This is a genomic window from Shewanella sp. SM95 (assembly GCF_025653595.1).
GTDB classification, from domain to species: Bacteria; Pseudomonadota; Gammaproteobacteria; order Enterobacterales; family Shewanellaceae; genus Shewanella; species Shewanella oncorhynchi.
The window spans coordinates 466,866-491,822 of record NZ_JAKKSE010000002.1; the positions used below are offsets into that span (position 1 = coordinate 466,866).

The 24,957-nt window shown below is 44.2% G+C and carries 23 protein-coding genes; 12 read left to right on the forward strand and 11 right to left on the reverse strand.

The window, feature by feature from the left end:
* Positions 1 to 75: 75 nt before the first annotated feature.
* From L5M29_RS04830 to hinT, 3 genes are read right to left on the reverse strand one after another with little or no spacing between them, the layout of a single operon-like run.
* Positions 76 to 573 carry a PaaI family thioesterase gene (locus tag L5M29_RS04830; RefSeq protein ID WP_168823948.1) on the reverse strand — a complete coding sequence of 166 codons (498 nt, stop codon included), beginning with the start codon at positions 571 to 573 and terminating at the stop codon, positions 76 to 78.
* Positions 560 to 1,087, reverse strand: coding sequence for a PaaI family thioesterase (locus L5M29_RS04835; RefSeq protein WP_028760303.1), 528 nt, complete (start codon positions 1,085 to 1,087; stop codon positions 560 to 562). Before L5M29_RS04835 ends, L5M29_RS04830 begins: the two co-directional genes overlap by 14 nt.
* Positions 1,084 to 1,440, reverse strand: coding sequence for a purine nucleoside phosphoramidase (gene hinT, locus L5M29_RS04840; RefSeq protein WP_006081303.1), 357 nt, complete (start codon positions 1,438 to 1,440; stop codon positions 1,084 to 1,086). The genes L5M29_RS04835 and hinT overlap by 4 nt, the downstream gene beginning before the upstream one ends.
* A gap of 144 nt (positions 1,441 to 1,584) precedes the next feature.
* Between hinT and L5M29_RS04845 the strand changes: the two genes are divergently transcribed.
* Positions 1,585 to 3,351, forward strand: coding sequence for a M61 family metallopeptidase (locus L5M29_RS04845; RefSeq protein WP_263166521.1), 1,767 nt, complete (start codon positions 1,585 to 1,587; stop codon positions 3,349 to 3,351).
* 117 nt (positions 3,352 to 3,468) lie between these two features.
* Here the strand turns inward: L5M29_RS04845 and L5M29_RS04850 are convergent, their stop codons facing one another.
* Entirely contained in the window at positions 3,469 to 4,104 is a 636-nt protein-coding gene (locus L5M29_RS04850) for a LuxR C-terminal-related transcriptional regulator (protein WP_219233747.1), read from the reverse strand.
* Positions 4,105 to 4,401: 297 nt separating this feature from the next.
* Between L5M29_RS04850 and L5M29_RS04855 the strand changes: the two genes are divergently transcribed.
* The gene (locus L5M29_RS04855) at positions 4,402 to 5,148 is read left to right on the forward strand and encodes a cytochrome b/b6 domain-containing protein (RefSeq protein ID WP_105252822.1); all 747 of its coding nucleotides are present in this window, start codon (positions 4,402 to 4,404) and stop codon (positions 5,146 to 5,148) included.
* Positions 5,149 to 5,245: 97 nt separating this feature from the next.
* Here L5M29_RS04855 and cctA read toward each other — a convergent pair whose 3' ends face one another.
* The 3 genes from cctA to L5M29_RS04870 form a co-directional block, all read right to left on the reverse strand.
* Positions 5,246 to 5,596: a tetraheme c-type cytochrome CctA gene (cctA, locus tag L5M29_RS04860; protein WP_263166522.1), complete on the reverse strand. Its 351-nt coding sequence runs from the start codon at positions 5,594 to 5,596 to the stop codon at positions 5,246 to 5,248.
* 511 nt (positions 5,597 to 6,107) lie between these two features.
* Complete coding sequence (locus L5M29_RS04865; RefSeq protein WP_263144622.1) at positions 6,108 to 7,190, reverse strand: AI-2E family transporter; 1,083 nt, start codon at positions 7,188 to 7,190, stop codon at positions 6,108 to 6,110.
* Positions 7,191 to 7,414: 224 nt separating this feature from the next.
* Complete coding sequence (locus tag L5M29_RS04870; protein WP_028760309.1) at positions 7,415 to 7,648, reverse strand: sulfurtransferase TusA family protein; 234 nt, start codon at positions 7,646 to 7,648, stop codon at positions 7,415 to 7,417.
* Between the two features lie 111 nt (positions 7,649 to 7,759).
* Between L5M29_RS04870 and L5M29_RS04875 the strand changes: the two genes are divergently transcribed.
* The 4 genes from L5M29_RS04875 to L5M29_RS04890 all read left to right on the forward strand — a co-directional run bounded on the left by L5M29_RS04875 (position 7,760) and on the right by L5M29_RS04890 (position 12,393).
* Entirely contained in the window at positions 7,760 to 9,229 is a 1,470-nt protein-coding gene (locus tag L5M29_RS04875; RefSeq protein ID WP_263144618.1) for a M48 family metalloprotease, read from the forward strand.
* Between the two features lie 128 nt (positions 9,230 to 9,357).
* Positions 9,358 to 9,708 (forward strand): arsenate reductase (glutaredoxin), encoded by a 351-nt coding sequence (gene arsC / locus L5M29_RS04880; RefSeq protein ID WP_263166525.1) that lies wholly within the window; start codon positions 9,358 to 9,360, stop codon positions 9,706 to 9,708.
* Positions 9,709 to 9,760: 52 nt separating this feature from the next.
* Positions 9,761 to 10,135 carry a DUF2069 domain-containing protein gene (locus L5M29_RS04885; RefSeq protein ID WP_028760312.1) on the forward strand — a complete coding sequence of 125 codons (375 nt, stop codon included), beginning with the start codon at positions 9,761 to 9,763 and terminating at the stop codon, positions 10,133 to 10,135.
* 302 nt (positions 10,136 to 10,437) lie between these two features.
* Positions 10,438 to 12,393, forward strand: a complete 1,956-nt coding sequence (locus tag L5M29_RS04890) for a hypothetical protein (RefSeq protein WP_263166526.1) — start codon at positions 10,438 to 10,440, stop codon at positions 12,391 to 12,393.
* 118 nt (positions 12,394 to 12,511) lie between these two features.
* Here L5M29_RS04890 and hda read toward each other — a convergent pair whose 3' ends face one another.
* On the reverse strand, positions 12,512 to 13,222 hold the full coding sequence (gene hda / locus L5M29_RS04895; RefSeq protein WP_263166528.1) for a DnaA inactivator Hda: 711 nt from the start codon (positions 13,220 to 13,222) through the stop codon (positions 12,512 to 12,514).
* A gap of 62 nt (positions 13,223 to 13,284) precedes the next feature.
* Complete coding sequence (locus L5M29_RS04900; protein WP_105252829.1) at positions 13,285 to 14,376, reverse strand: DUF2066 domain-containing protein; 1,092 nt, start codon at positions 14,374 to 14,376, stop codon at positions 13,285 to 13,287.
* A gap of 215 nt (positions 14,377 to 14,591) precedes the next feature.
* Here L5M29_RS04900 and L5M29_RS04905 point away from each other — a divergent pair, with 215 nt between their 5' ends.
* Positions 14,592 to 15,842: a uracil-xanthine permease family protein gene (locus L5M29_RS04905; RefSeq protein ID WP_028760316.1), complete on the forward strand. Its 1,251-nt coding sequence runs from the start codon at positions 14,592 to 14,594 to the stop codon at positions 15,840 to 15,842.
* Between the two features lie 161 nt (positions 15,843 to 16,003).
* On the opposite strand, the gene grxD is transcribed toward L5M29_RS04905, so the two are convergent.
* Positions 16,004 to 16,336: a Grx4 family monothiol glutaredoxin gene (gene grxD / locus L5M29_RS04910; protein ID WP_011846572.1), complete on the reverse strand. Its 333-nt coding sequence runs from the start codon at positions 16,334 to 16,336 to the stop codon at positions 16,004 to 16,006.
* Positions 16,337 to 16,561: 225 nt separating this feature from the next.
* On the opposite strand from grxD, the gene sodB reads away from it, so the two are divergent.
* The 4 genes from sodB (at position 16,562) to L5M29_RS04930 (ending at position 22,238) form a co-directional block, all read left to right on the forward strand.
* Positions 16,562 to 17,146 (forward strand): superoxide dismutase [Fe], encoded by a 585-nt coding sequence (sodB, locus tag L5M29_RS04915; RefSeq protein ID WP_028760317.1) that lies wholly within the window; start codon positions 16,562 to 16,564, stop codon positions 17,144 to 17,146.
* A gap of 286 nt (positions 17,147 to 17,432) precedes the next feature.
* Complete coding sequence (locus L5M29_RS04920; protein ID WP_105253139.1) at positions 17,433 to 19,367, forward strand: PrkA family serine protein kinase; 1,935 nt, start codon at positions 17,433 to 17,435, stop codon at positions 19,365 to 19,367.
* 66 nt (positions 19,368 to 19,433) lie between these two features.
* Positions 19,434 to 20,702, forward strand: a complete 1,269-nt coding sequence (locus L5M29_RS04925; RefSeq protein ID WP_063883574.1) for a YeaH/YhbH family protein — start codon at positions 19,434 to 19,436, stop codon at positions 20,700 to 20,702.
* Between the two features lie 9 nt (positions 20,703 to 20,711).
* Positions 20,712 to 22,238, forward strand: a complete 1,527-nt coding sequence (locus L5M29_RS04930) for a SpoVR family protein (protein WP_198572694.1) — start codon at positions 20,712 to 20,714, stop codon at positions 22,236 to 22,238.
* A gap of 84 nt (positions 22,239 to 22,322) precedes the next feature.
* Here L5M29_RS04930 and fadR read toward each other — a convergent pair whose 3' ends face one another.
* The gene (gene fadR / locus L5M29_RS04935; RefSeq protein ID WP_028760321.1) at positions 22,323 to 23,039 is read right to left on the reverse strand and encodes a fatty acid metabolism transcriptional regulator FadR; all 717 of its coding nucleotides are present in this window, start codon (positions 23,037 to 23,039) and stop codon (positions 22,323 to 22,325) included.
* A 301-nt stretch (positions 23,040 to 23,340) separates the two neighbouring features.
* On the opposite strand from fadR, the gene nhaB reads away from it, so the two are divergent.
* Entirely contained in the window at positions 23,341 to 24,942 is a 1,602-nt protein-coding gene (gene nhaB / locus L5M29_RS04940; RefSeq protein WP_028760322.1) for a sodium/proton antiporter NhaB, read from the forward strand.
* Positions 24,943 to 24,957 lie beyond the last annotated feature (15 nt).

Sequence of the window (24,957 nt, forward strand, 5' to 3'; positions counted from 1 at the left end):
AACATAGGTTAAATAAAGCATTCTCAATCTAAAATAGTGAATCAGTCATGCTTCATCAATCTAAACTTAATCAGATTAATCAATCAAAAAATGTGCCCGTGCCGTAGCAATAAGCTGCTTACGATTGGTTTGCCAACAATCAATATTCACGTTGGCGACTCGTCGACCCTGACGGGTAATACGACACTCAGCAAAACTATCCTTGTGCAGACCTGCACGTAAATAGTCGATTGAAAAATCAACGACTTTAGGCACCTTTGCCGTTTGCATAAATACCATTAACTGCACTATCGCTGACATTTCCATAAAGCCCGCAATCACGCCGCCATGAATAGCGGGCAATACAGGATTACCGATATTGTCGTCTTTAGCGGGCAATTTAAAAATCAGTTCATCACCAAAACGCTCCACCTTCATGCCAATAAATTTGGCATAGGGAACGTGTTCAAGTAAATGGCCAAAATCATTAAGTTCAGTGGCGCGTTTAACTATACCTTGCACATCAATAGGCGCTTTAACCTGTGCGTTTTGAGTTGTACTGGCTGCATCTAGTATCGAATTATTTGCGCTCATCACTCTCTCCTATCGCAGGCACGGCTTCACCCATTAACGCTTGCCTAAAGGCATCACCAACCATTTCAGGGCTTATCCGCATAAAAGAGCCGACGGCATGGGCGATGGGATCGTCGATACTGTCTTGGTAAGCAATTGCACGGGTAAAGGCAATATTAGAAGACAACTTGTAACATTCAGCAAATCCAAACACTGGCTTATGGGGCTGAGCGGGCTTCATGTAATCCACCCGCAAATCGAGCGTGGGTGATATTTCTAATAATTTGAATTTATGGAAAATAGCGCTCACGACTGCACTGCCACACGCGGTATCCATTAAAGTAGTGATCACCCCGCCATGGATAACACCGGTATCGGGATACCCAATTAATTCAGTGCTGTAGGGCAACTCAATCAACACATGGTGCTCACTCGCCTCCAATACGGTTAAACCGAGGCGACGACACTGAGCTAATTGATCCACAAACCGCTGCGCCATTTGGGTCAACGGGAAAAAATCCGAATTGACCTTCATTTGCCTTGGCTCAACATGGGCCCCAGAGGCTCCCCGCCCACAAGGTGGAAATGAATGTGATAGACTTCTTGTCCACCGTGTTGATTGCAGTTCATGATCAGTCGGTAGCCATCTTTAGCGATACCCGCTTCAGCCGCCAATTTAGCCGCAACCGTCATCATACGGCCAAGTACCGGCTCATCAGAGGCTTTCATGTCGTTCGCCGTTGGGATCAAATGATTCGGCACAATCAAAATATGCGTTGGCGCCTTAGGGGAAATGTCTCTAAAGGCAGTCACAAGTTCATCTTGATACAGAATATCCGCGGGAATTTCGCGACGAATAATTTTGCTGAAAATCGTTTCTTCGGCCATGGGGCGTCCTCCTTGGGTTAGTTGGCATAGTATACTAGCAATTCAATACTTTGTGTCTGCAGATATTTTGCTTTTCATTTGCCAGTTGCAGGCATTTTTGGCAGCATGGCCACCATTAAAACACTCAGGTTTTGCAGGATAAATATGATCCATTACCAGATAATCCCCATCGATCCGAAAGCCCATTTATTCGCTATCACTATGACATTATCACAACCCAAGCCAGTGCAGGTATTTAGCCTACCCGCTTGGCTGCCCGGCAGTTATATGGTGCGCGACTTTGCCAAAAATATCATTGAACTCAAGGCACAAGATGCACAAGGCCAAACGCTTAAGCTCACCCAACTAGATAAACAAACTTGGTCGGTTGACAATAATAGCAGCGAAATTATTCTGACTTATCAAGTGTATGCTTGGGATCTGTCGGTGCGCACCGCGCATTTGGACATGACCCACGGCTTCTTTAACGGCAGTAGCGTGTTTTTATCTGCCCATGATTTTGAAGACACTTTACACACCGTCTCTATAGATCCACCAACAGAGTCAACATTAAGTGACTGGCGCCTTGCTACCAGCATGACTCGCACCAGTGGTGACGATTTTGCCTTCGGCCAATTTTCAGCTAAAAGCTATGACGAGCTCATAGATCATCCGGTGGAAATGGGTTTATTCACCTTAGGAAGTTTTGATGCCTGTGGCGTGAGGCATGATATCGTACTCAATGGTCGCCACCGTGCTTGCATGCCAAGGCTCTGCCAAGATTTAAAGACCATTTGTGAGTATCAGATTAACTTCTTTGGTACGCCTGCACCGTTTAAGCGTTATTTGTTTATGACCACAATATTAGACAATGGCTTTGGCGGTTTAGAGCACAGAGCTTCTACTGCATTAATGTGTTCACGCAAAGACTTACCGCTGTCGCTAGATATGCCAATCAATAATGACTATCGCACTTATTTATCCCTGTGCAGCCACGAGTATTTCCACAGCTGGAACGTTAAGCGCATTAAGCCTGAATGCTTTTTACCCTATAAACTTGATGCAGAAACCTATACGCCACAATTATGGGCCTATGAAGGCATCACCTCCTATTACGATGACTTTCTTACCTATCGTGCAGGTCTGGTAGATGAACAAAGCTATTTAGATATGCTGAGTGAAACCTTCACCCGTGTCTATCGCAGCCAGGGACGCTTTAAACAAAGTGTTAAGGACTCAAGCTTTAATGCTTGGACTAAGTTCTACAAGCAGGATGAAAACGCACAAAATGCCATCATCAGTTATTACACTAAAGGGGCTCTGTTTGCGCTGTATTTAGATTTAACCCTGCGCAGCGAAACCCAGGGCAAATACAATCTCGACCATGTTATGCAGATTTTATGGCAGGAATATGCTCTGCAAGATAAAGGCACCACAGATACTTGCCATCAAGCCATCGTTGAACGACTCCTTGGTCGTGATTGCCAAGATCTGTTTGCCTACTTAGATAGTACGGACGATATTCCGTTAGCGGCTTTACTCGCCGAATTTGGGGTCAACTTGAGTCTTCGATCCAGTCAAGGTGCGCAAGATGTGGGCGGCGGGCAAGCGAAAGGTTATGAGATTGCATTCGGCGCGAAAACCCAAGCAGCACCTGTTGGATTAAAAATCGTGACTGTCACCCAAGGCAGCCCTGCACACCTTGCAGGGTTAAGTGCAGGTGATGTGTTAATTGCCGCGGATAACCTACAAGTCACAGGACAATTTGAGGCGCAGCTACAGCAGTATCCGCTGGGTGAATCGTTGGATTTACATTGGTTTAGACGGGATGAATTGATGACGGGTGAATTGATGATAACTGCCGCGCCTAAGGATACTGTCGCCCTATCCATTCGTGACAAAAGCAAAATAGCGGCTTGGCTTGGACGTTAATAGGCTTTCGGCTTAAGACTACTTTTGAGAAATAATAAAAGGGGCTTTAGCCCCTTTTATCTGAGATAAGACTTAACTTAAACGTATATACGTTTGTATATCAATACTGATATCGACTTAAACCACCACATCGTGCAAATAGGTTTGTGCCCACGCAATCGCTTGACCACGGCTAGACACTCCAATTTTACGGAATACTCGGTACAAATGGGTTTTTATCGTGCTTTCACTGACAAACAACTGATTAGCGATATCTAAATTAGTACTTCCCGTCAACAATGCTTGTAATACTTCACGCTCACGGATAGTTAACGGTTCAGTGTCTTCGAACAATCCAAAATCATCATTTACCCCATTAATGAGCTGAATTGGAATGACCCTATGACCTCGTAAAATATTCGAGAGTCCGAGGCTTATCTCAGTTAAACCTGCATCGAGATAAAACACCCCTGCAGTTGTGGCAGCTTGCATTAAGAAACGTGCATCCACTTGTTTAGGGAACTGTAAATAGACAACTCGCACACTCGGTTGCTCACGGGCAAGTAAACGTTGAAATTGATGGGCTTTTTGAAGATCAACAGTCGCTAAATCGATCACGACCATGGAGGCATTATTTTCTTTGATTTTCTCACACATCTCATCAGGGCTGACTTGGGTCAACTTAACGAGAAACTCCTGCGGCCAACGTCCTGCGAGCAATTCCATCAATACTTGCGATCGTGACACTACAATCCAATGTAATATTTTGAACATCCTGCTCACTCCCTGTCTGGTTAACGATTATTCACTTTAAGGATCTAAGATCCTCCAAATACGACTTCAACATCCGTTCAATAGACTTCCAAGTCTACCGTGGTCACGATATTAGCATTAGATAAAACAGATTAAAAAGACTTACGTAAAAAATATTTACCGTACGCAAATCAAAAACTTCTAACACTTTCGTTGACTACACTATCAATCAGAAGTCTTAATTGAAACTGAAAAAAGTTACTGAAATTTTAGGAAAAAAGCGTAAGATCATACCAACACAAAAAATAAGGAAATTCCATGTCCAGCAGTAACCCCACCGCTTTTGAAATAAAATCCTATCCTGTGTGGGACAAACCGACGCGATTATTTCATTGGATTAATGTCATTCTTGTGCTCGCACTCATCTTAGTCGGTGGCATCATGATGTATCGCACTGAGCTAGGCATATCTGAGTTAACAGGTAAAATTGGCTTGAAAACTTTACACGTGTGCATAGGATATGCGTTCGCAATAAACCTCATCGTCCGCCTTGTGTGGGGTTTTATCGGTAACAAATATGCGCGTTTCAGCCACATGTTTCCCAATGCTAATAGCAAAAGCGAATTAATAGCTTATAAGACTGAATTAGCCGCGGGGAAAAATCCGCAGTATTTAGGTCATAACCCTAAAGGTAAATTTGCCGTGCTGGCCATCATGTTGCTATTAGTGACCATAATGATCACTGGACTTTTGCGTGCAGGTACAGATATTTATTATCCGCCGCTAGGTAGTGCTGTACAAAGCTATCTTGCCGATACCAATGTCGAACCTACAAGCTTAAAACCCTATGATGCAACGGGTGTGAACGCAGAAAAAGCGGATGCACTTAAACCAATGAAAGGATTGGCAGGTCAAGTGCACGTCTATGCGGTTTATGTGTTGTTACTGCTGATGTTATTACATGTATTCGCGGTGATTTATACTGAAGTAAAACGTCAACCAGGGATTATTTCAGCCATGTTCTCCGGCAAGAAGATCATCCAAGGTCAGCCAAAAGACGAGTAATCGGTTAGTAAACGGATAAAAATAACGCCAGCATTGGCTGGCGTTATTTATTTAGACATGAAGGTATATACCAACTTTTCTAAACGTATTTTTGAGATTATTTTTTCAGAACAGTTGCAGGGGTACGGCCATCATCATGGCAGCTTTCACAGGTAGGTTTTTGACCGACATTCATATCATGTACCGCATGACAATCTGCACAGACTAAATTACCGTCATGTGGCTTATGCACAGCGTCCATTTCAGCATAGGTACCATGACAACTTTGGCACTGTGCAAATTCAAAGGCACCATCCGCAGAAGGTGTACCATCTTTATGACAGCTTTCGCATCCACCCGACTCAGCATGGAAATCAGACAATTTTTGTTCTGCAGCAAATGCGGTTGGCGACAGCGCTAACGCTGCAAGACTTGCCCCGAAAAGTGCACTTAATAGTTTTTTGCTCACAATAGTATCCTCCAATGGCGATTGTCAGTGGAAATTCTTGTCAGGGTGACTTCCATCTCTCAACCAAAATAAATAGCACGACTCGATATAACTTAGCTAAGGATGAACGAATAAGCAAACCCAAACTAAGCGACACAACTTTATCAACATACTCAAGGGTAAAATGTGCGCTGCATCATGTAACCACATGCTTATATAAGAGTTTTACATCTACCTAACCTAGAGGCTACATAATGTAAATCCCTAAACTGGCAAGCGACAGAATAAATCCCCCCTTAATCTAAAACTAAAAGCTCGATTCATGGTGATACTTAAGACAAAGTGATAATAAAAAGGAATGACAATAAGTGAATGGGTACAGAGTACTAGACGAGGATGCTTTAAATTGTGAAGGCACAACATTCAACCCAAACGCCTCTGGCACTTAATTCAAATGCCAGAAGGAATTAGCGATAACGGTTAACTCGCCCACTATAACCAATAATACAAATGGCGGTTAGACAGGTAAGCATCAACTCGCATCAAGTTTATTGTCAGCCTCAAGCTCTGTTTTAGGCCAAGCGTTAATCACGGCTTTGACCAACGATGCCAATGGAATGGCAAAGAATACTCCCCATACACCCCATAAACCGCCAAAGACTAAAACGGCCGCTATGATGATCACCGGATGCAAATCCACCGCATCGGAGAATAAAATAGGCACGAGTAAATTACCGTCGAGCGCCTGAATAATACCGTAACCCAACATTAAATAGCCAAATTCAGAACTAAAACCCCACTGAAAAAATGCCACTAGGGTGATAGGTAATGTAACTAAGGTTGCACCGACATAAGGGATCAATACCGATAACCCAGTTAACACACCGAGCAACACCGAATATCGCAGTCCCATCAAGGCAAACAAAATATAAGTTGCGACACCAACAACCACGATTTCGATCACTTTGCCACGAATGTAATTAAAAATCTGTTGGTGCATTTCAAACCACACTTTACGCGCTAGCTGGCGATTTGTGGGAAAAAATCGCTTACTGCCGCTAATCAGTTGATCTTTATCTTTTAAAAAGAAAAACACCAGTAAGGGCACTAAAATCGCGTACACCATCAAGACGAGTAAAGAAGCTGAATAACCGATTAATTGCTTAGCAATATCCAACACATGTTGAGTATCGAGCAGTTTTTTAAGCTCACCAACCATCAGATCTAACTGCTCTGGATTGATAAATCGTGGATATTGATTGATCAGTGTTTGTATTGTCAGCAAGCCTTTATCTATCATGCTAGGCAAGTCGGCAATTAAGCTAACACCTTGACGCCACACACTCGGAATTAAGCCAAATGTCAGTAAAACCACGATTCCCAAAAACAACACAATAACCAAGGACGCACCAGCGGTGCGATTAATCCCCAATTTAAGCATTTGCGCCACAGGCCATTCCAATAGAAATGCCAACACAAGAGCGACCAACAGCGGAGCAAGTAGACCTGCCGCAAAATAAATCACTAGCGCAAGCCCGACAAGAATAGCCATTAAGGTCACAGCTTGTGGATCACTAAAGCGCTCTTGATACCAACGAGAAAAAACAGTAAACATGGATCATTCCAATAGTGATGGTTGGCAAGGCTTCCCAAACGCTCAGGAAAGTTTATTTATCATGATGTTATTCGAGACTTTACTCAGTTAGACTTTCGCTTCTACATGTCAGCTAAATCAAAAAAATACTGACAAGAGTAAATAACCTAGCCTGAGCGGCACTCTGGCTCAGAATTAGGCGCTTGATGTTAGTCTAAGAGGATTTAAACATAAAAATCCTCAATTTATCCCTGAGATAGATCAACTTTGGTGACCATCAAGGCTAACAGACTTGCATCATTACGCAACTCTTGCACGACATGCCCTTGTTTTTTTAAATATTGGGGAACATCTCGCCGCGAACCAGAGTCTGAGAGTAAGATATGCAACTGCTCACCCTCTCGCATTGGCTTCAATGCAAGCTTCACTTTCACTAAGGGTACTGGACAACGAAAGAGCGTTAAATCAATAAAAATCATAATGAACTTGCTATAGACGAACTTGGGCCATTATCCTAAGTTGCACCTCAAACTACAAGCTAAGTGCAGTATCTGCCTTTAGTTGAGATAATTAGAAATAAAAGGATCCGCTTGCGTAACTTGACTTTTTTGACTCGATTAAAACCTTTTGTTGCAGGCGCACTCTCCTTGATGCTGCTAACCTTCGCCGCCAAAAGCTTTGCCAACAATGACTTACCGGATTTAGGTACGGCCGCAGTTAACACCTTCAGCCTTGAAAAAGAAATGGTTTACGGTGATGCTTATATGCGCATCATTCGCTCATCGGCACCTATGCTAAATGACCCCGTGTTGAGTCAATATCTTACCGAGCTTGGCAATAAACTGGTCGCCCATGCCACAGGCGTAAAAACGCCGTTTTATTTTTTCCTATTACAAAATGATGAAATCAACGCCTTCGCCTTCTTTGGCGGCCATGTTGCCGTACACACAGGCTTATTTCTCAATGCCGACAATGAAAGCGAACTGGCTTCAGTATTAGGCCACGAAGTGACTCACGTTACTCAACGTCACCTTGCCCGATCCCTTGAAGCACAGCAAAAAAGTAATCCTGCAACAATTGCCGGTTTACTCGGCGCCATTTTGTTAACGATTGCAGTACCACAAGCAGGTATGGCGGCGCTTGCGACAACCCAAGCCATGGCGACACAATCGAAAATCAACTACACCCGTTTGCATGAAAAGGAAGCCGATCGCATCGGAATGCAAATTCTAGTGGATGCAGGCTTTAATCCTAATGCTGCAGCGGATTTCTTTGGTAAATTAGCCAGTCGTTATCGCTTTACCACCACACCACCACAAATGTTATTAACTCACCCATTGCCTGAATCGCGGATCACTGAAGCCCGTAACCGTGCCGAGCAATACCCTAAACGTTATATCCCTGATAATCTTAATTTTCAGCTAGCAAAAGCTCGTATTCAAGTCCGTTTTTCCAGCTATAGCGACGAAGCAGTATTAAGCATGTTTGATCGGCAGCTCAACAAACAGACCTATACCTTCAAAGAGGCAGCACTTTATGGCAAAGCGCTGGCTTTATATAGATTGAAGAAGTTTAATGAATCAGAAAAAATCGTCGATGAGCTGTTAAAAATCGATGATAACAACCTGTTTTATATAGACACTAAATCTGATTTACTGATCGAACGTAAGGACTATGCAAAAGCGATTACTATGCTCGAAGCCCAGCGTAAAATGAAACCAACGTCTCAAGTGATCAATGCCAACTTAGCCAATATATATATCGAAGCCGATCAAGCCCCCAAAGCAATCCCTTTGCTGGAAGATATGATTTTCCTCGATAAACAAAATGAACTGCCTTATCAATTGTTGACTATGGTGTATAAAAAAACCGGCAATCAAGCATTGGAATATTTTTCCACCGCAGAGCTGATGGCCTTAGGTGCTAATTATAAGGGCGCAATCGATCAACTTAACTTTGCCTACCGTGCATCCGAAAATAATCCATTACAGCTTGCACGTATTGAAGCACGTATTCGCCAGTTTAAAATGGCTGATAAAGAGATGGATGCGCTTAAGTAATAAGTTGTTTTACAAATAGATTAAAGACAATTACCCATTTATGCGCCCCGAACACACTGACGGGGCGCGGTTTTTTCTGTTATTATCCGCGCCATTGTTATTTCAGCCCGTATTGAGCCTCTAGTACTATGACCCAAGCGACGATTTACCATAACCCACGTTGTTCAAAAAGCCATGAAACCTTAGCTTTACTCGAGCAACAAGGCTGCGACATTACCTTAGTGGAATACTTAAAAAATCCCCCTACGGCTAAAGATATCGGCGACATTCTGGTTAAATTAGGCATCAGTGCTCGCGAATTAATGCGCACCAAGGAAGCAGAATATCAAGCCTTGGGACTTGCAGACTCATCACTAACAGAATTGCAGTTGATTGAGGCTATGGTCAACACACCTAAACTCATCGAACGGCCAATTGTGCTCGCCAATCAAAGCGCAGCCATCGGCCGTCCTCCTGAGAATGTACTTACTATTCTTTAACCCATAATTTTTAAACCAAAATGGCTTTTATTTTCAACCCTTAGGTAGACTTATGACGTCCAACACCTTATTTATCCTTAGCCGTTTAGGCTACTTTGCGCTAGTGCTGCTGTTAGGCGGTTGGTTTGTTGGCCAAGGGATTAGCGGTGAATACACCCTGCTATTTAGCCTCTTATGGATAGTGCCGTTATTACTACCCGCAAAGGGAGTTTTCCAAGGTAATCCATACACTTACGCTTGGGCAAGTTTTATTCTGTGCTTATATATGTTACATGGGCTCACCCTGCTTTATGTCACCAATGATGCCTTCGCTTTTGCCTTAATCGAAGTATTATTGATTGGCGTACTGCTAATCGCTTTCCCATTTTATGCCCGCATACGTGGTCGTGAACTGGGATTAGGCCTGAAGAAAAAATCTAAAGAATAGTCCGTTCAATGTATTTTCAGTGCCGTCTCACCTTGCTAGGTATGGCGGCATTTTTTATATTAGAAGGCCAAACCTTGGCTCAAATATCCCTTATGATCTCAGTCTGAATACCCATTTTAACCTTAGTTCTAACCTCCGTTCCGACGTCAATTCCCATCACGACAAAATTAACACTTATTATACTTACACTGACTTTTTGCAACTAAGTGCCCGTGTTATAGTCAGTTTCTCACAGTATAAGCGTCCCATGACGCCACAAAAGTCTAAATAGCACAGCAGAGTTAACAAGGGAGAGTGGTGTAATGGGAATGTCGATACCACTGAAATTTTTCGGATTTATGGCCTGCTCGAGCCTACTTGCGGCATGCGGAGGCGATGGTGATAGTCAACCAGATGATAGTGTAGTCACGCCCCCCTCCACTTCACTAGCACGCTGCACAGATAGCATTTCGCCACTCATTACCACCACGTCATCCTCAATTCGCTTTCAAACCGAGCAAAATTATGTGGCGGGTCAATCTAGTATTATCATTGCCAATATCCTAAATCGTGACAGCCAAGACTTAACCTTCCGTTGGCAGCAAATCGATGGCCCTAACATAGCACTCGTCAGTCAAAACAGCCCTGTATTAGCCTTTGATACTCCCACCGCAGGCGGCTACCGTTTTAGCTTGCATGTGACGGGCAGTAATCTAGATGCCACCGGAGAAATTGGCATTAATGTCGATCCCGCATCGACGGGTGTGCTAAACGTCCGTCAAGATCACCAAGTGGTTGAAGGCAATAATGTGAGCTTAAGACTCGGACAACAATCGGAATTAAGCGCAGCAAATATCTCTTGGTGTGTAGCATCTGGCCCAGATTTAATGGTCGATGTGAGCGATCCGTTTAGACCCTTGTTTACCGCGCCAACGGTCACCCAAGATACAATCACTCGGCTCAAAGTGAATGCCAACGTCAATGGCAATCAGCTTAGCGATGATGTCTTTGTGCTAACAACCTCGGTGCCAGCGATAAGCTCACCATACTTCGATACCCCAGTTGCGCGCACCCATGCCTATCGTCCGACTTCACCTTACGCCAATGTGCTAGCAAACTGTGTTTACTCCAATCAGCTTAATGATAGCTGCACTATCAATACCTTACCTTTGATAGGTCAAACCTCAAGCGATCTCAATCACGAGACGATTCTAAATCGAGTACTGGTTTCCCACGATTGGATGGGTGATAACTTTGCCGCCTTCTTAGCCCAGATGGACCCTAATAGCGATTTTGCCCGCCTGTTACAATCCGTCACGGCCGTGGTGATTAGCTATGATGTACGCCCTTCTTTTTATTGGGTAGTCACAGGGGCGATTTATCTCGATCCCAATGATTTATGGCTTACGCCAAGCCAGCGCGACACTATTAATGAGGCGCCGGATTACCGCAGTAATTTCGGAAATGATCTTAACTTTGTGATGCCTTGGCGTTATGTAAAAGATAACCAATATGCCTCCCTTGGCGTGCCTATCACCGTCAGAGCAAACCGCACATTAGCGCAAATCAATCCCGATCTGGCCTCCTTGTTGTATCACGAGCTCGCCCATGCCAATGACTTTTTTCCACGCAGCGTGCATGCCACACTCACAGGGCCAAGACTGTTAGATGACTACAGCCGCCGCAATGCCAGCAAGAGTCTAATTTCAGATCAAGTCAGCAAAACCTACCCATTAACGAGCACTGAAATGATGGGACTTGCCAATGTTAGTTTCCTCGGCGCAGCGGCGAGTAATGTGCAAAAGGCCTATCAAGCATCGGATGTCAGTACTTTCTTTTCTGCCGATATCGCCAGCGACTTCTATGCCTATTCCAGTACCCGTGAAGACACGGCCATGTTATTTGAGGAAGCCATGATGAGTTATCGCTATCAAATATTGCGTGATGTCGCCGTCACCAATAAACCTGCGATTTTGACTGCGGATTCGCTGATTATTGACTGGGGACAAAGGGGACGAATTGCGCAAGACAGTCTAGAAAATCGCGCTGCGTTGGTGATTGATGAAATGCTGCCAGAGCTTAATGGGATCAGTCTGGTCGAAAGCCTACCCGAGCCAATTAATATGGTGCAAGGCCAAAGCTGGCGTCAAACATTGGCAATATCGCCTGCGAATACGCAGCTCAAAGGCCAAAGTAATGCAGCTGCAATTAATGCCGAGTCTCGTTTTGAAGCCGAACTTCGCTTAAGTGGTGACCGTCACCAACATCCACAACAATAGCGTTTTAAATTTTAGATAAACAAAAGCCCGTATGTATTCAACATGACGGGCTTTACTCTTTTTGGCTTTAATGCCAGTAGGTTTTGTATCTTCAGAACGAACACAAACCATGCTGTATCTAAAGGTGTAGCATCTCTTTGGCAAACGGAATCGTGAGTTTACGCTGATGCACTAATGAGGCTTTATCTAACTTATCCAATACATCAAACAAGGTCCGCAAATCCCGCGCCATACGGTTCAGTAAAAAACGCCCGACATCTTCCGGTAATTGCAGGCCACGCATAGCGGCGCGGCGTTGCAGTGCGGCAAGTTTTTCATCATCTGCCATGGGTTGCAGTTGGTAATTCAACCCCCATTGCATACGTGAAACAAGATCTGGCAAGAGGAACCCAGCATCCGCAGGAGACGAGCTGCCGCTGACCACTAAGGCGCAATTCTTATGTTCTGCGACGCGATTGTAGAGGTCAAAAATCGCCTCTTCCCAAACGGGGTGGCCGGCGATGGCATCGACATCATCGATACAAACCAAATCCAACTGTTCTAGGCCTTCAAGCAATGCGGTCGAAATACTCGCATGTATGCCTAAAGGAATATAAAAGCTGCGACGCTCCACTTCATTAGCATGCGCGCAAGCAGCGTGCATTAAATGGGTTCGACCCGATTTAACTGGGCCCCACAAATAGATGGCGGCTTCACCATGCCCTTCGGCATTCGCTCTCAATTTTTGAATAAGTTCATCATTACCCGCGGCGGGGTAATAACTATTAAAGGTTTCGTCGTCTGGCAAATGCACAGGTAACGAGAGTTGCAGAGGTGAGTTTAAGGGCACTCGGTCTTCTCAATATTAAATAAAAACAATGCCGTGCTTAACTAAGCACGGCCGATAACATCTTAATGTAAACGCCATTCATACACAGGTTTGCCAGTTTGATTAGAGACAGGGCTAAATTCACCTGCACTCACAGGTGCGACCACAGAAATACGCGGCTCTAAGCTTAATAAGCGTTGTAAATCCGTCTCTGAGCCAAATAAATCTAACGAAAAAGTCACTGTATTACCTTGAATATGCGTTAACGTGGCATTTTTAATCGCGCTGAGTTGCTTCAAATATTTTTCAACTTCAACTAATTGCGCCATTTTTTGGATATTAACGAAGGTAACACTCGCACCAAGCTGAGTACCAGTATCAGCAATCGCATACTTAGTAAAATAATATTCACCTAACGCTGCCATCATAGCGGTAATCGCTTGGGCCGAATTTTCAGCAGTACCGTTATAACTGAATAACGGTGGCGTCAAAGAGTCAATGGTAGCCTTAGTATAAAGATTTAAACGATAACGAACCTGATTGCCGGCGGCATCAATTGCCACTAGCGCCAAAAAGTCAGCTTGATAGCGGCCAGATACACTCGCCACGATGTCGGCAAACATCCCTTTAATATCGTTAGGATTAATACCCATCAACTCATCAAGATCTAAGATAGGCAGGAGTACAGGTATACCGCGGGCATAGGAAAAATCGCTAAAAATCTTACGTTCGGCTAACGCAGATGAGTCACCCAATATCATAGTGTCGCCATCACCAGGCATAGCGACCCAAAATAAGGTCAGCGGGCGTTGAGTTCCCCAAACAGGCAATTGTGCCTGACGCAGTAACGCCACTATGCGGCGGTGCTCAAAACTCGCGGTCAACAGCAATTGGCCATTTTGCTCGATATAACCATACTGGCTCAGCAAGGTATCAGGATTACTGAGCTGAGATTGGATCAGACTGTTATCGAGGGATCGCGCCGTCCCAGTGTTCTTGATAATGACTTGCTCAAGTGCACTTTTTAAGGCTTTGTCGCGTTCAGCAACTGCGCGCGAAGACACAGGCACATTGGCCTCATCTAATTTACTCACCTCAACAGCATTGACGCTATTAATCGTGAACAGACAATATAGAAATGCAATTAAGCTCGGCTTCAATAGGAATTTCAGCATCTTTGAGTAGTTGAAGTAGCGTCAGATGAGGCAAATTGTACCATAGTTAGCGCCTTAAGCGAGTCTTGCCAAAATTTAGCCCCATTTCCGTGCCTGCCATAGCACAGAAAACCCAAACAGTGATCAACGTCGGCAAAACAGGCGATTTTCTTCTGCTCAAAATCCAACAAACTGTTATCATTTGGCGGTTTACCCTAAATTAACGAGAATAATAAATGAGACGACTCGCTATCCCCCTACAGGGCGCGCAAATGCTATTTGTGGCCTTCGGTGCCCTAGTACTAATGCCGCTACTTACAGGGCTCGACACCAGTGTGGCATTGTTTACCGCAGGTATCGGTACCCTACTCTTCCAATTGATTACTAAACGCCAAGTGCCTATCTTCCTCGCATCTTCCTTCGCCTTTATTGCCCCCATACTTTATGGCGTGCAGACTTGGGGAATTCCATCCACAATGGGCGGCATTATGGCCGCGGGCGTGGTCTACGTCATGCTCGGCGCCTTGGTTAAAGTGCGCGGCACTGACTTTATTCACAGATTATTGCCCCCAGTCGTAGTGGGACCCGTGATCATTATTATCGGCCTTGGCTTAGCCCCCGTGGCGGTGAATATGGCATTAGGCAAGAGTGGTGATGGTAGCTTGACTTTAGTCGCTACAAATACGGCGTTATTTATTTCGCTCGCATCGCTTGGTACCACTATCGCGGTGGCGATTTTCGCAAAGGGCCTACTCAAAGTGATGCCGATTTTAGCAGGTATTATAGTAGGTTACAGTTTAAGCCTAGCCTTTGGTATTGTTGATTTTGCAGTCGTGACCGCTGCAAGCTGGATTGCTATTCCTAAATTTGTCGCGCCAGAATTAAACTGGTATGCCATCGCATTTATGATCCCAGTGGCAATCGCCCCTGCGGTAGAACATATAGGTGATATTCTGGCGATATCCAACGTCACGGGTAAAGATTTTATGAAAAAACCCGGTCTGCATCGCACGCTAACGGGTGACGGGATTGCCACAATTGCAGCCGCAGCCTTTGGTGGTCCACCGAACACAACTTACTCAGAAGTGACAGGTGCAGTAACTTTAACCCGAAATTTTGATCCTAAGATCATGACTTGGACTGCCATTACCGCCATCACTTTAGCCTTCGTTGGCAAACTCGGTGCGCTGATGCAAACTATCCCCGTCCCAGTGATGGGCGGTATCATGTGTTTGCTATTTGGTTCCATTGCCGCAGTTGGCCTCAACACCCTTATTCGTAATCATGTGGATTTATCAGAGCCACGTAATTTAAGTATTGTCGGTGTTACCTTAGTCTTTGGTATCGGCGGCATGGCATTTGGCATAGGTTCATTCAGTCTGACTGGTATTAGCTTGTGCGGTATTGTCGCAATTACCATGAACTTACTATTACCCGCGACTAAGCCACACAATAAACACCACGAGTCTGATGTGACGCCTCATTAATTACGACTTGAAGACACGATCAATTTCGAAGTAGGTCGTTGAAAAATGACCACTTTATAAAATTGATCGTTTCTTAAGAAACCACCATAAAAAAGCCGCCGTGATATCAATCACGGCGGCTTTTTTATGAAGCAATATTTTTATGAAGTAAGAATTAACTCTTACTCCTCAGTCTTGATCTTAGCGGCAGCAGCTTTAATCAAAGGTTGTAATTCGCCTTTTTGGAACATGTCCACGACGATATCACAGCCACCAATCAACTCACCTTCAATCCACAATTGTGGGAAAGTCGGCCAGTTAGCAAACTTAGGTAATTCTGCGCGAATGTCTGGATGCTGAAGAATATCCACGAATGCAAACTGCTCACCGCAGTTAATCATGATCTGAGCGACCTGTGACGAGAAGCCACAGCTAGGCAACTTTGGAGAACCTTTCATATAAACAATGATAGGGTTTTCCGTGATCTGTTGCTTAATTTTCTCTACTGTTTCCATTTTGATTCCTAAGTAGGATGACATTGACTCAATGCGACTATTGTACGTCAGCTAGACGCAGAACAAAATCCCACAGTTTGTAAGGTTATGTCGACATTTGATTTTTCGATGGCGTCTATCTAGTCAATTAGCTAAACAATGATTCACATCACAAATTTTATCGGTACAATAGTCCTAAGTGAGCACGTTTAAGAAACGATAACCTAAGACCATGGAGAGATACTAATGGCTTTCGAATTACCCGCATTACCATATGCAAAGAACGCACTAGAACCACACATTTCTCAAGAAACCATAGAATACCACTACGGCAAGCACCACAACACTTATGTTGTGAAGCTAAACGGCTTAATCGAAGGAACTGATTTCGCTGGTAAATCTTTAGAAGATATCATCAAAACTTCTACGGGTGGCGTGTTTAACAACGCAGCTCAAGTGTGGAACCACACTTTCTACTGGAACTGCTTAGCCCCTAATGCTGGCGGCGAACCAACAGGCCCAGTTGCTGATGCAATCAATGCCGCTTTCGGTTCATTCGACGCATTCAAAGCGCAATTTACTGATTCAGCAGTAAACAACTTCGGTAGCGCTTGGACATGGTTAGTGAAAAAAGCCGATGGCACTCTTGCTATCGTTAACACTAGCAATGCAGCGACGCCACTGACTGACAGCACAGTAACGCCAATCATGACAGTTGACGTGTGGGAACACGCTTACTACATCGATTACCGTAACGTGCGTCCTGACTATCTTGCCCACTTCTGGCAATTAGTTAACTGGGACTTCGTTAACCAAAACTTCGCAGGTTAATTCATTTAACCTAACCTTGTTTACTGCCGAATAAGCAGTGGGTTAATCCCAGTAAAAAGAGCCCTAGTGGCTCTTTTTTTATGCCCCTCGTTAGCCGCCCATCCCTTATCCCACCGATTTATCCTCCGCTAACTACAAGTGCAATAATTGCGTTTGCAACTATTTGTTATTGTTTTTATTTGATATTTTTTTGACACAGATAGTGAGTTTGTGTCTAAGATTAGAGTAGGAGGCTGGCTAGCCAGTTATCCGTTCCATGACATCACTGGCGTTTCAGGGGGTTTATATGGGCATTTTCGAGCATTACCAAAAGCGCTACGAACAAAAACTCGATGAAGAATATTCTTTGCAGGAGTTTCTGGACATCTGCAAGGGAGATCGCAGCGCTTACATGTCAGCATCAGAGCGACTACTGCTTGCAATTGGTGAAGCAGAAGTCATTGATACCGCAAAAAATCCAACACTTAGCCGTATTTTTTCGAATCGACTTATTTCACGCTATCCCGCATTTAAAGATTTCTTCGGCATGGAAGACGCCATAGAGCAAATTGTGGCTTACCTAAAGCACTCGGCTCAAGGATTAGAAGAATCCAAACAAATTCTATACCTACTGGGCCCAGTGGGCGGCGGTAAGTCATCGCTAGCCGAAAAACTCAAAGCCCTAATGCAAAAAGTGCCCATTTACATTCTGAGCGCGAATGGAGTCCGCAGCCCAGTCAACGATCACCCCTTCTGCCTGTTTGATGTGGAAGAAGATGGACAGCTGTTAAAAGAGGAATTCAACATTCCCAACCGTTATCTGAAAACCATCATGTCGCCTTGGGCGGTAAAACGTCTGCATGAGTTTGGTGGCGATATCTCCAAATTTCGCGTGGTAAAAGTCTTTCCATCCATTCTGGACCAAGTGGCAATAGCGAAAACTGAACCCGGTGATGAAAACAACCAAGATATTTCGTCCCTTGTCGGTAAAGTCGATATTCGGCAACTCGAACATTTCTCCCAAGATGATCCCGATGCTTACGCCTATTCAGGCGCATTGTGCCGTGCAAACCAAGGGGTGATGGAATTCGTCGAGATGTTTAAGGCACCAATTAAAGTGCTGCATCCACTACTGACTGCAACGCAAGAAGGTAACTATAACGGCACAGAAGGCTTATCGGCCCTGCCCTATAGCGGGATTATACTGGCTCACTCAAACGAGTCCGAGTGGTCAACCTTCAAAAACAACAAAAACAACGAAGCCTTCCTAGACCGTGTTTACATCGTCAAAGTGCCCTACTGTTTACGGGTCTCAGAAGAGCTGCAAATCTACCAAAAACTGCTAATCAACTCTGAGTTATCGAAAGCGCCCTGCGCTCCCGGCACCTTAGAAACCTTAGCGCAATTTAGTGTGTTGTCACGCATCAAGCCGCCTGAAAACTCCTCCATCTACTCTAAGATGCGGGTATATGACGGTGAAAGCCTGAAAGATACCGATCCTAAGGCTAAGTCTTACCAAGAATACCGTGATTACGCAGGTGTCGATGAAGGCATGAATGGACTATCCACCCGTTTCGCCTTTAAGATTTTGTCGCGGGTATTTAACTTCGACCATTCAGAGATCGCCGCCAACCCAGTACATTTATTCTATGTCCTCGAACGACAAATTGAACAAGAACAGTTCCCCGGCGATACCGCCGAACGTTATCTTGAATTCCTAAAAGGTTATTTGATCCCTAAATATGTGGAGTTTATCGGTAAAGAGATTCAAACCGCTTACTTAGAGTCTTACTCTGAATACGGCCAAAATATCTTCGACCGCTATGTTACCTACGCCGATTTTTGGATCCAAGATCAAGAATACCGCGACCCAGAAACAGGTCAGCTATTCGACCGCGCCGCCCTCAATGCTGAACTTGAAAAGATTGAGAAGCCCGCGGGGATCAGCAATCCTAAAGATTTCCGTAATGAAATCGTTAACTTTGTGCTGCGCGCCCGCGCGAACCATGAGGGTAACAATCCGCTATGGACCAGCTACGAGAAACTTCGCACAGTAATCGAGAAGAAAATGTTCTCCAACACAGAAGATTTACTGCCTGTTATTTCCTTTAACGCCAAAACGTCGAACGACGATCAACGCAAACACGATGATTTCGTCAATCGCATGATGGAGAAAGGCTATACCAAAAAACAAGTCCGACTCTTGTCTGAGTGGTATTTACGAGTTCGTAAATCTTCTTAAACTTGCGCTAACTAAGTACAGGGCTTTGGTGTTGCCAAAGCCTTCGCTGGGTTTTGGGAGGTGCGTATGGCGAACTTTATCGATAGACGGTTGAATGCGAAAGGAAAAAGCACAGTCAACCGCCAACGCTTTATCAATAGATATAAGCAACAAATTAAAAAAGCCGTCAGCGATGCAGTGACTCGTCGCAGCGTAACGGATGTAGATAAAGGCGAAAAAATCAGTATCCCAACACGGGATATCAGTGAACCTATGTTTCACCAAGGCAAAGGCGGTGTCAGGGATAGAGTGCATCCCGGTAATGACCAATTTACCCGTGGCGATAAAATTGACCGACCACCTGGTGGTTCAGGCGGCGGTTCGGGCAAAGGTGAGGCCTCAAACTCGGGTGAAGGCGACGATGACTTTGTGTTCGAAATCTCTAAAGACGAGTATCTAGAGTTATTGTTTGAGGACTTAGAACTCCCCAATCTACAAAAAAACCGCCTTAATAAACTGGTGGAATACCAAATCTACCGTGCGGGATTCACCAATGATGGCGTCCCCGCTAACATCAATATTGTCCGTTCATTACGCTCATCACTGGCACGTCGCATTGCGATGTCGGCAAGTAAAAAGAAACTATTAAAAGAGTTAGAACAAGAACTTGCCGAGCTGGAAAATATTCCAGGCACTAAGGCCGAGTTGATTTTGGATTTAAAAGCCCAAATTGAGGAGTTAAAACAAAAAATTGCCAGAGTGCCGTTTATCGATACCTTCGATCTGCGCTTTAATAACTATGCCAAACGGGAAATCCCTTCTAGCCAAGCTGTGATGTTCTGCTTGATGGATGTGTCTGGTTCTATGGATCAGGCAACTAAAGATATGGCAAAACGCTTCTATATCTTGCTGTATCTGTTCCTCACCCGTACCTATAAAAACTTAGAAGTGGTCTATATTCGTCACCATACCCAAGCTAAAGAAGTCGATGAACATGAGTTCTTCTACTCCCAAGAAACGGGTGGCACTATAGTATCGAGTGCATTGAAATTAATGCATGAAATTCAACAAGCCCGCTACCCCGCCGATGAGTGGAATATTTACGCAGCCCAAGCATCCGACGGTGATAACTGGGCCGACGATTCACCTACCTGTAGGCAATTGTTAGAACAAAAAATCTTGCCACTGGTGCGCTACTACAGCTACATCGAAATCACCAATCGCGCCCATCAAACCCTGTGGCGTGAATATGAATCCCTGCAACAGCATTACGACAACATCGCCGTGCAGCATATACGTCAAGCCGAAGATATTTACCCTGTCTTTAGGGAGCTATTCAAGAAACAAGCGGTTTAAGGGGGCACTATGGGGATAACTAAATCAACATCTTGGACACCACTGAGCGATGGTCCCGACTGGAGCTTCGAGCTACTGCAAGACTACCTCAAGGAAATTGAGCGGGTGGCAGCGCTCTATAAACTCAGCACTTACCCAAATCAAATTGAAGTCATCACTGCTGAACAGATGATGGATGCTTATGCTGGTATAGGCATGCCCATAGGTTACACCCATTGGTCTTTCGGCAAACGTTTTATCGAAACCGAGCAAGGTTACAAACGTGGCCAAATGGGGCTCGCCTATGAAATTGTGATTAACTCTAACCCCTGTATCGCTTACTTAATGGAAGAAAATACCATCACAATGCAGGCGCTGGTGATAGCTCACGCCTGTTTCGGACATAACAGCTTTTTTAAAAACAATTACTTATTTAAGACATGGACAGATGCGAGCTCAATTATTGACTACCTTGTCTTTGCTAAAAACTACATCAGTGACTGCGAGCAAAAATACGGTGTAGAACAAGTCGAAAGCGTCATAGACTCCTGTCATGCGCTAATGAACTATGGTGTCGATCGTTATAAACGTCCCTCTGAAATCTCATTCAGGGAAGAACAAGCAAGACAAAAGGATCGCGAGGCTTACCTTCAAAGCCAAGTAAATGATTTATGGCGCACGATTCCGACCCATCAACATGAGCAGTCTCAATCTAAAAAGCGTCGTTTCCCCGCCGAACCGCAGGAAAATATTTTATATTTCATCGAGAAAAACGCTCCTTTGCTTGAACCATGGCAAAGGGAAATAATCCGTATTGTGCGTAAAATGGCGCAATATTTTTATCCGCAAAAACAAACTCAAGTCATGAATGAAGGTTGGGCAACCTTCTGGCATTACACTATCTTAAATCACTTGTACGATGATGGCGTGGTCACTGACCGCTTCATGATCGAGTTTTTGCAAAGCCATACAGGCGTTGTGGCCCAACCCGATTACAACAGTCGCTATTACAGTGGCATCAACCCATACGCCTTAGGTTTTGCAATGTTCACCGATATTCGGCGTATTTGTGAAAATCCAACCGATGAAGATAAAGCTTGGTTTCCCGACATTGCTGGCAGCGATTGGATAGAAACGTTGCATTTTGCGATGCAGAACTTTAAAGATGAAAGTTTTATTAGCCAATATCTCTCACCTAAAGTTATCCGCCAATTTAAATTGTTTGGTATCCATGATGATGAGAAACGCAATTATCTTTCGGTATCCGCGATCCACGATGAACGGGGCTATCAAGATATTCGCCAGTTACTATCACAACAATATAACCTGTCTAATATTGAGCCAAATATCCAAGTACATAATGTGGAAATCAACGGTGATCGATCCTTAACCTTACATTATGTGCCAAATAACGATATTCCCTTAGCCAACAGCCATAAAGAAGTATTAAAGCATTTACATCGATTATGGGGTTTCACTGTCACCTTAGAGCAAAAAAATGCAGATGCGAGTATTAGCGTCTTAGCATCCTGCCCTGAAGCCAATAAACCAGAATAATAAGCACAATAAAAAGGCCGTTTCCAATTGAAACGGCCTTTTTGTTTATTTAGCGCTATCTTAACGCGATATCACTCACAGAGTTTAATGATCTTGAGCAATAGAAGCCGGCATATCTTCGCGTAATTGTAACCACATCTTACCGCTATTCATGCCATAGGTACGCATTAGCGCAGAGACATCGAGGTAATTTTTCGCCTGAGCCAAAAGTTCTAATTCTTTGTAAAAGTTCAATGCTAATAAACGCGCATCTGAGCTGGTAAAGTAATAACGACCAACTCGACTATACAAACCTTTAAATCCGTTTAATATCAAAACGTAAAGTGGATTTCCTGACGAAAACGCTAAGGTGTGATGCAGTAAGTAGTCAAATTCAGCATAGGATTCAGCCGTATCTTCAAGCTGGTGTATCTTTGCAAGTACCTCCACAGCGGTATCCGGGTTATAACGCAAAGCACCGCGAAAATAGATAGCACTGACGTTCGTTCTAGCTGACAAGAGTTGGTCAACCAATACCGGAAAACCCTCGGGATTCAAATCAGCAATAGTCTCAAGAATGTTTAAGCCTGAGGTTTCCCAAAAGTTGTTAACCCGTGTTGGTTTGCCATGCTGAATTTTCAACCAACCGTCACGCGCCAAGCGCTGTAGCACCTCACGCAAAGTGGTGCGAGTCACACCAATCAATTCTGAAAGCTCACGTTCAGCCGGTAAAATGGACCCTGGAGGAAATTTGTTTTCCCAAATTGATCTCACAATATACTTCTCTGCAAAACTTGCAGGTCCTTTGGCATTGATAATCATCAGCCCACTTATCCAGTTGTTGTGCGTCGTAATGGTCACTGATCATACCAGAGCGGTAAAAAATGGAAACCATTCACTTAAAATCACTGTGTTATCGCCGTGTAAATGTCACAGAATCGTTCAAAAAAACGACCAAGGTCAATACAGGATGGGCCAATTTTGCCGCTTAGCTCCGCTTTTTGAAATGTCGGTATCAGTAACTCATTACATTAGCTTTCTCTTTAGGCTAGACTCATTTAACTAACGCAGGTATTGATAATAATCACGTGCAATTTTTAACATAATTAGAAGAGAGGCTGCCATGCCGGCGACAATGAGTCAGGCGTTTATTGGGAACTTCTTAGGAAATTCTCCTAAGTGGTACAAAACCGCAATACTGTCATTTTTAATTATCAATCCAATACTCTTTTTCTATGTCGACCCCTTTGTGGCTGGTTGGGTATTGGTTCTAGAATTTATTTTTACCTTAGCAATGGCATTAAAATGCTATCCATTACAGCCTGGTGGATTATTGGCAATTGAAGCCGTCGCGATCGGAATGACATCGGCAAGCCAAGTCTTACATGAAATAGAAGCCAACCTCGAAGTATTATTACTCTTGGTGTTTATGGTCGCTGGTATATATTTCATGAAGCAATTGCTGCTATTTGGCTTCACGAAAATCATTACTAAAGTGCGCTCTAAAATTTTAGTGTCATTAATGTTTTGTTTGGCTTCAGCCTTTTTATCAGCCTTCTTAGATGCGTTAACGGTTATTGCCGTCATTATCGCGGTCGCTGTGGGTTTCTATTCTATTTACCACAAGGTCGCTTCTGGAAAAGATTTCGGCGCCGATCACGATCATACCTCTGAAGGTAAAAATGATGATGGTGAAGATCAGTTAAACGAAGAAGAACTCAGTGCATTCCGTGGTTTCCTACGTAATCTGTTAATGCATGCTGGTGTGGGTACTGCGCTGGGCGGCGTGTGTACTATGGTGGGTGAACCACAAAACCTTATTATCGCCGCGCAAGCAAATTGGCAATTTGGTGAATTCGCTGTGCGTATGTCACCCGTTACTGTTCCTGTATTAATCTCGGGTATCTTAACTTGTTACTTAGTTGAAAAATTTGGCATTTTTGGTTATGGCGCTAAGTTGCCAACGGCCGTTCATCGGATCTTATGTGAATATGCCGCCCATGAAGATGCGCGCCGTACCAATAAAGACAACATGAAGTTAATCGTCCAAGCCTTAGTGGGTGTCTGGTTGATCGCAGGACTTGCATTGCACTTGGCCTCAGTGGGCTTAATTGGTCTTTCTGTGATTATTTTAACCACAGCCTTTAACGGCGTTACCGATGAGCATGCCCTCGGTAAAGCTTTCGAAGAAGCACTGCCTTTTACCGCGTTATTAGCTGTCTTCTTTGCGGTTGTTGGCGTGATTATCGACCAGCACTTATTCGCACCAGTGATCCAATGGGCACTGAGTTATCAAGGCAATACTCAGTTGGTGATTTTCTATATCGCCAACGGATTACTGTCTATGGTGAGTGATAACGTGTTCGTCGGCACAGTGTACATTAACGAAGTGAAAGCGGCATTGATTAACGGTCAAATCAGCCGTGATCAATTCGACTTGCTGGCCGTTGCGATTAATACTGGAACTAATTTACCTTCGGTTGCCACGCCCAATGGTCAAGCGGCGTTCTTGTTCCTACTAACCTCAGCCCTAGCACCACTTATCCGCTTATCCTATGGCAGAATGGTATGGATGGCATTGCCTTACACTATCGTGCTCTCTATTGTAGGTGTCATGGCGATTCAAACGGGTTTCTTAGAACAAGCCACCCAATATTTCTATGATTCCCAGATAATCATCCATCACAGTGCTAGTGAAGTTTTAGAGCCGATGACTGGACATTAATCTTCTTTATTGACT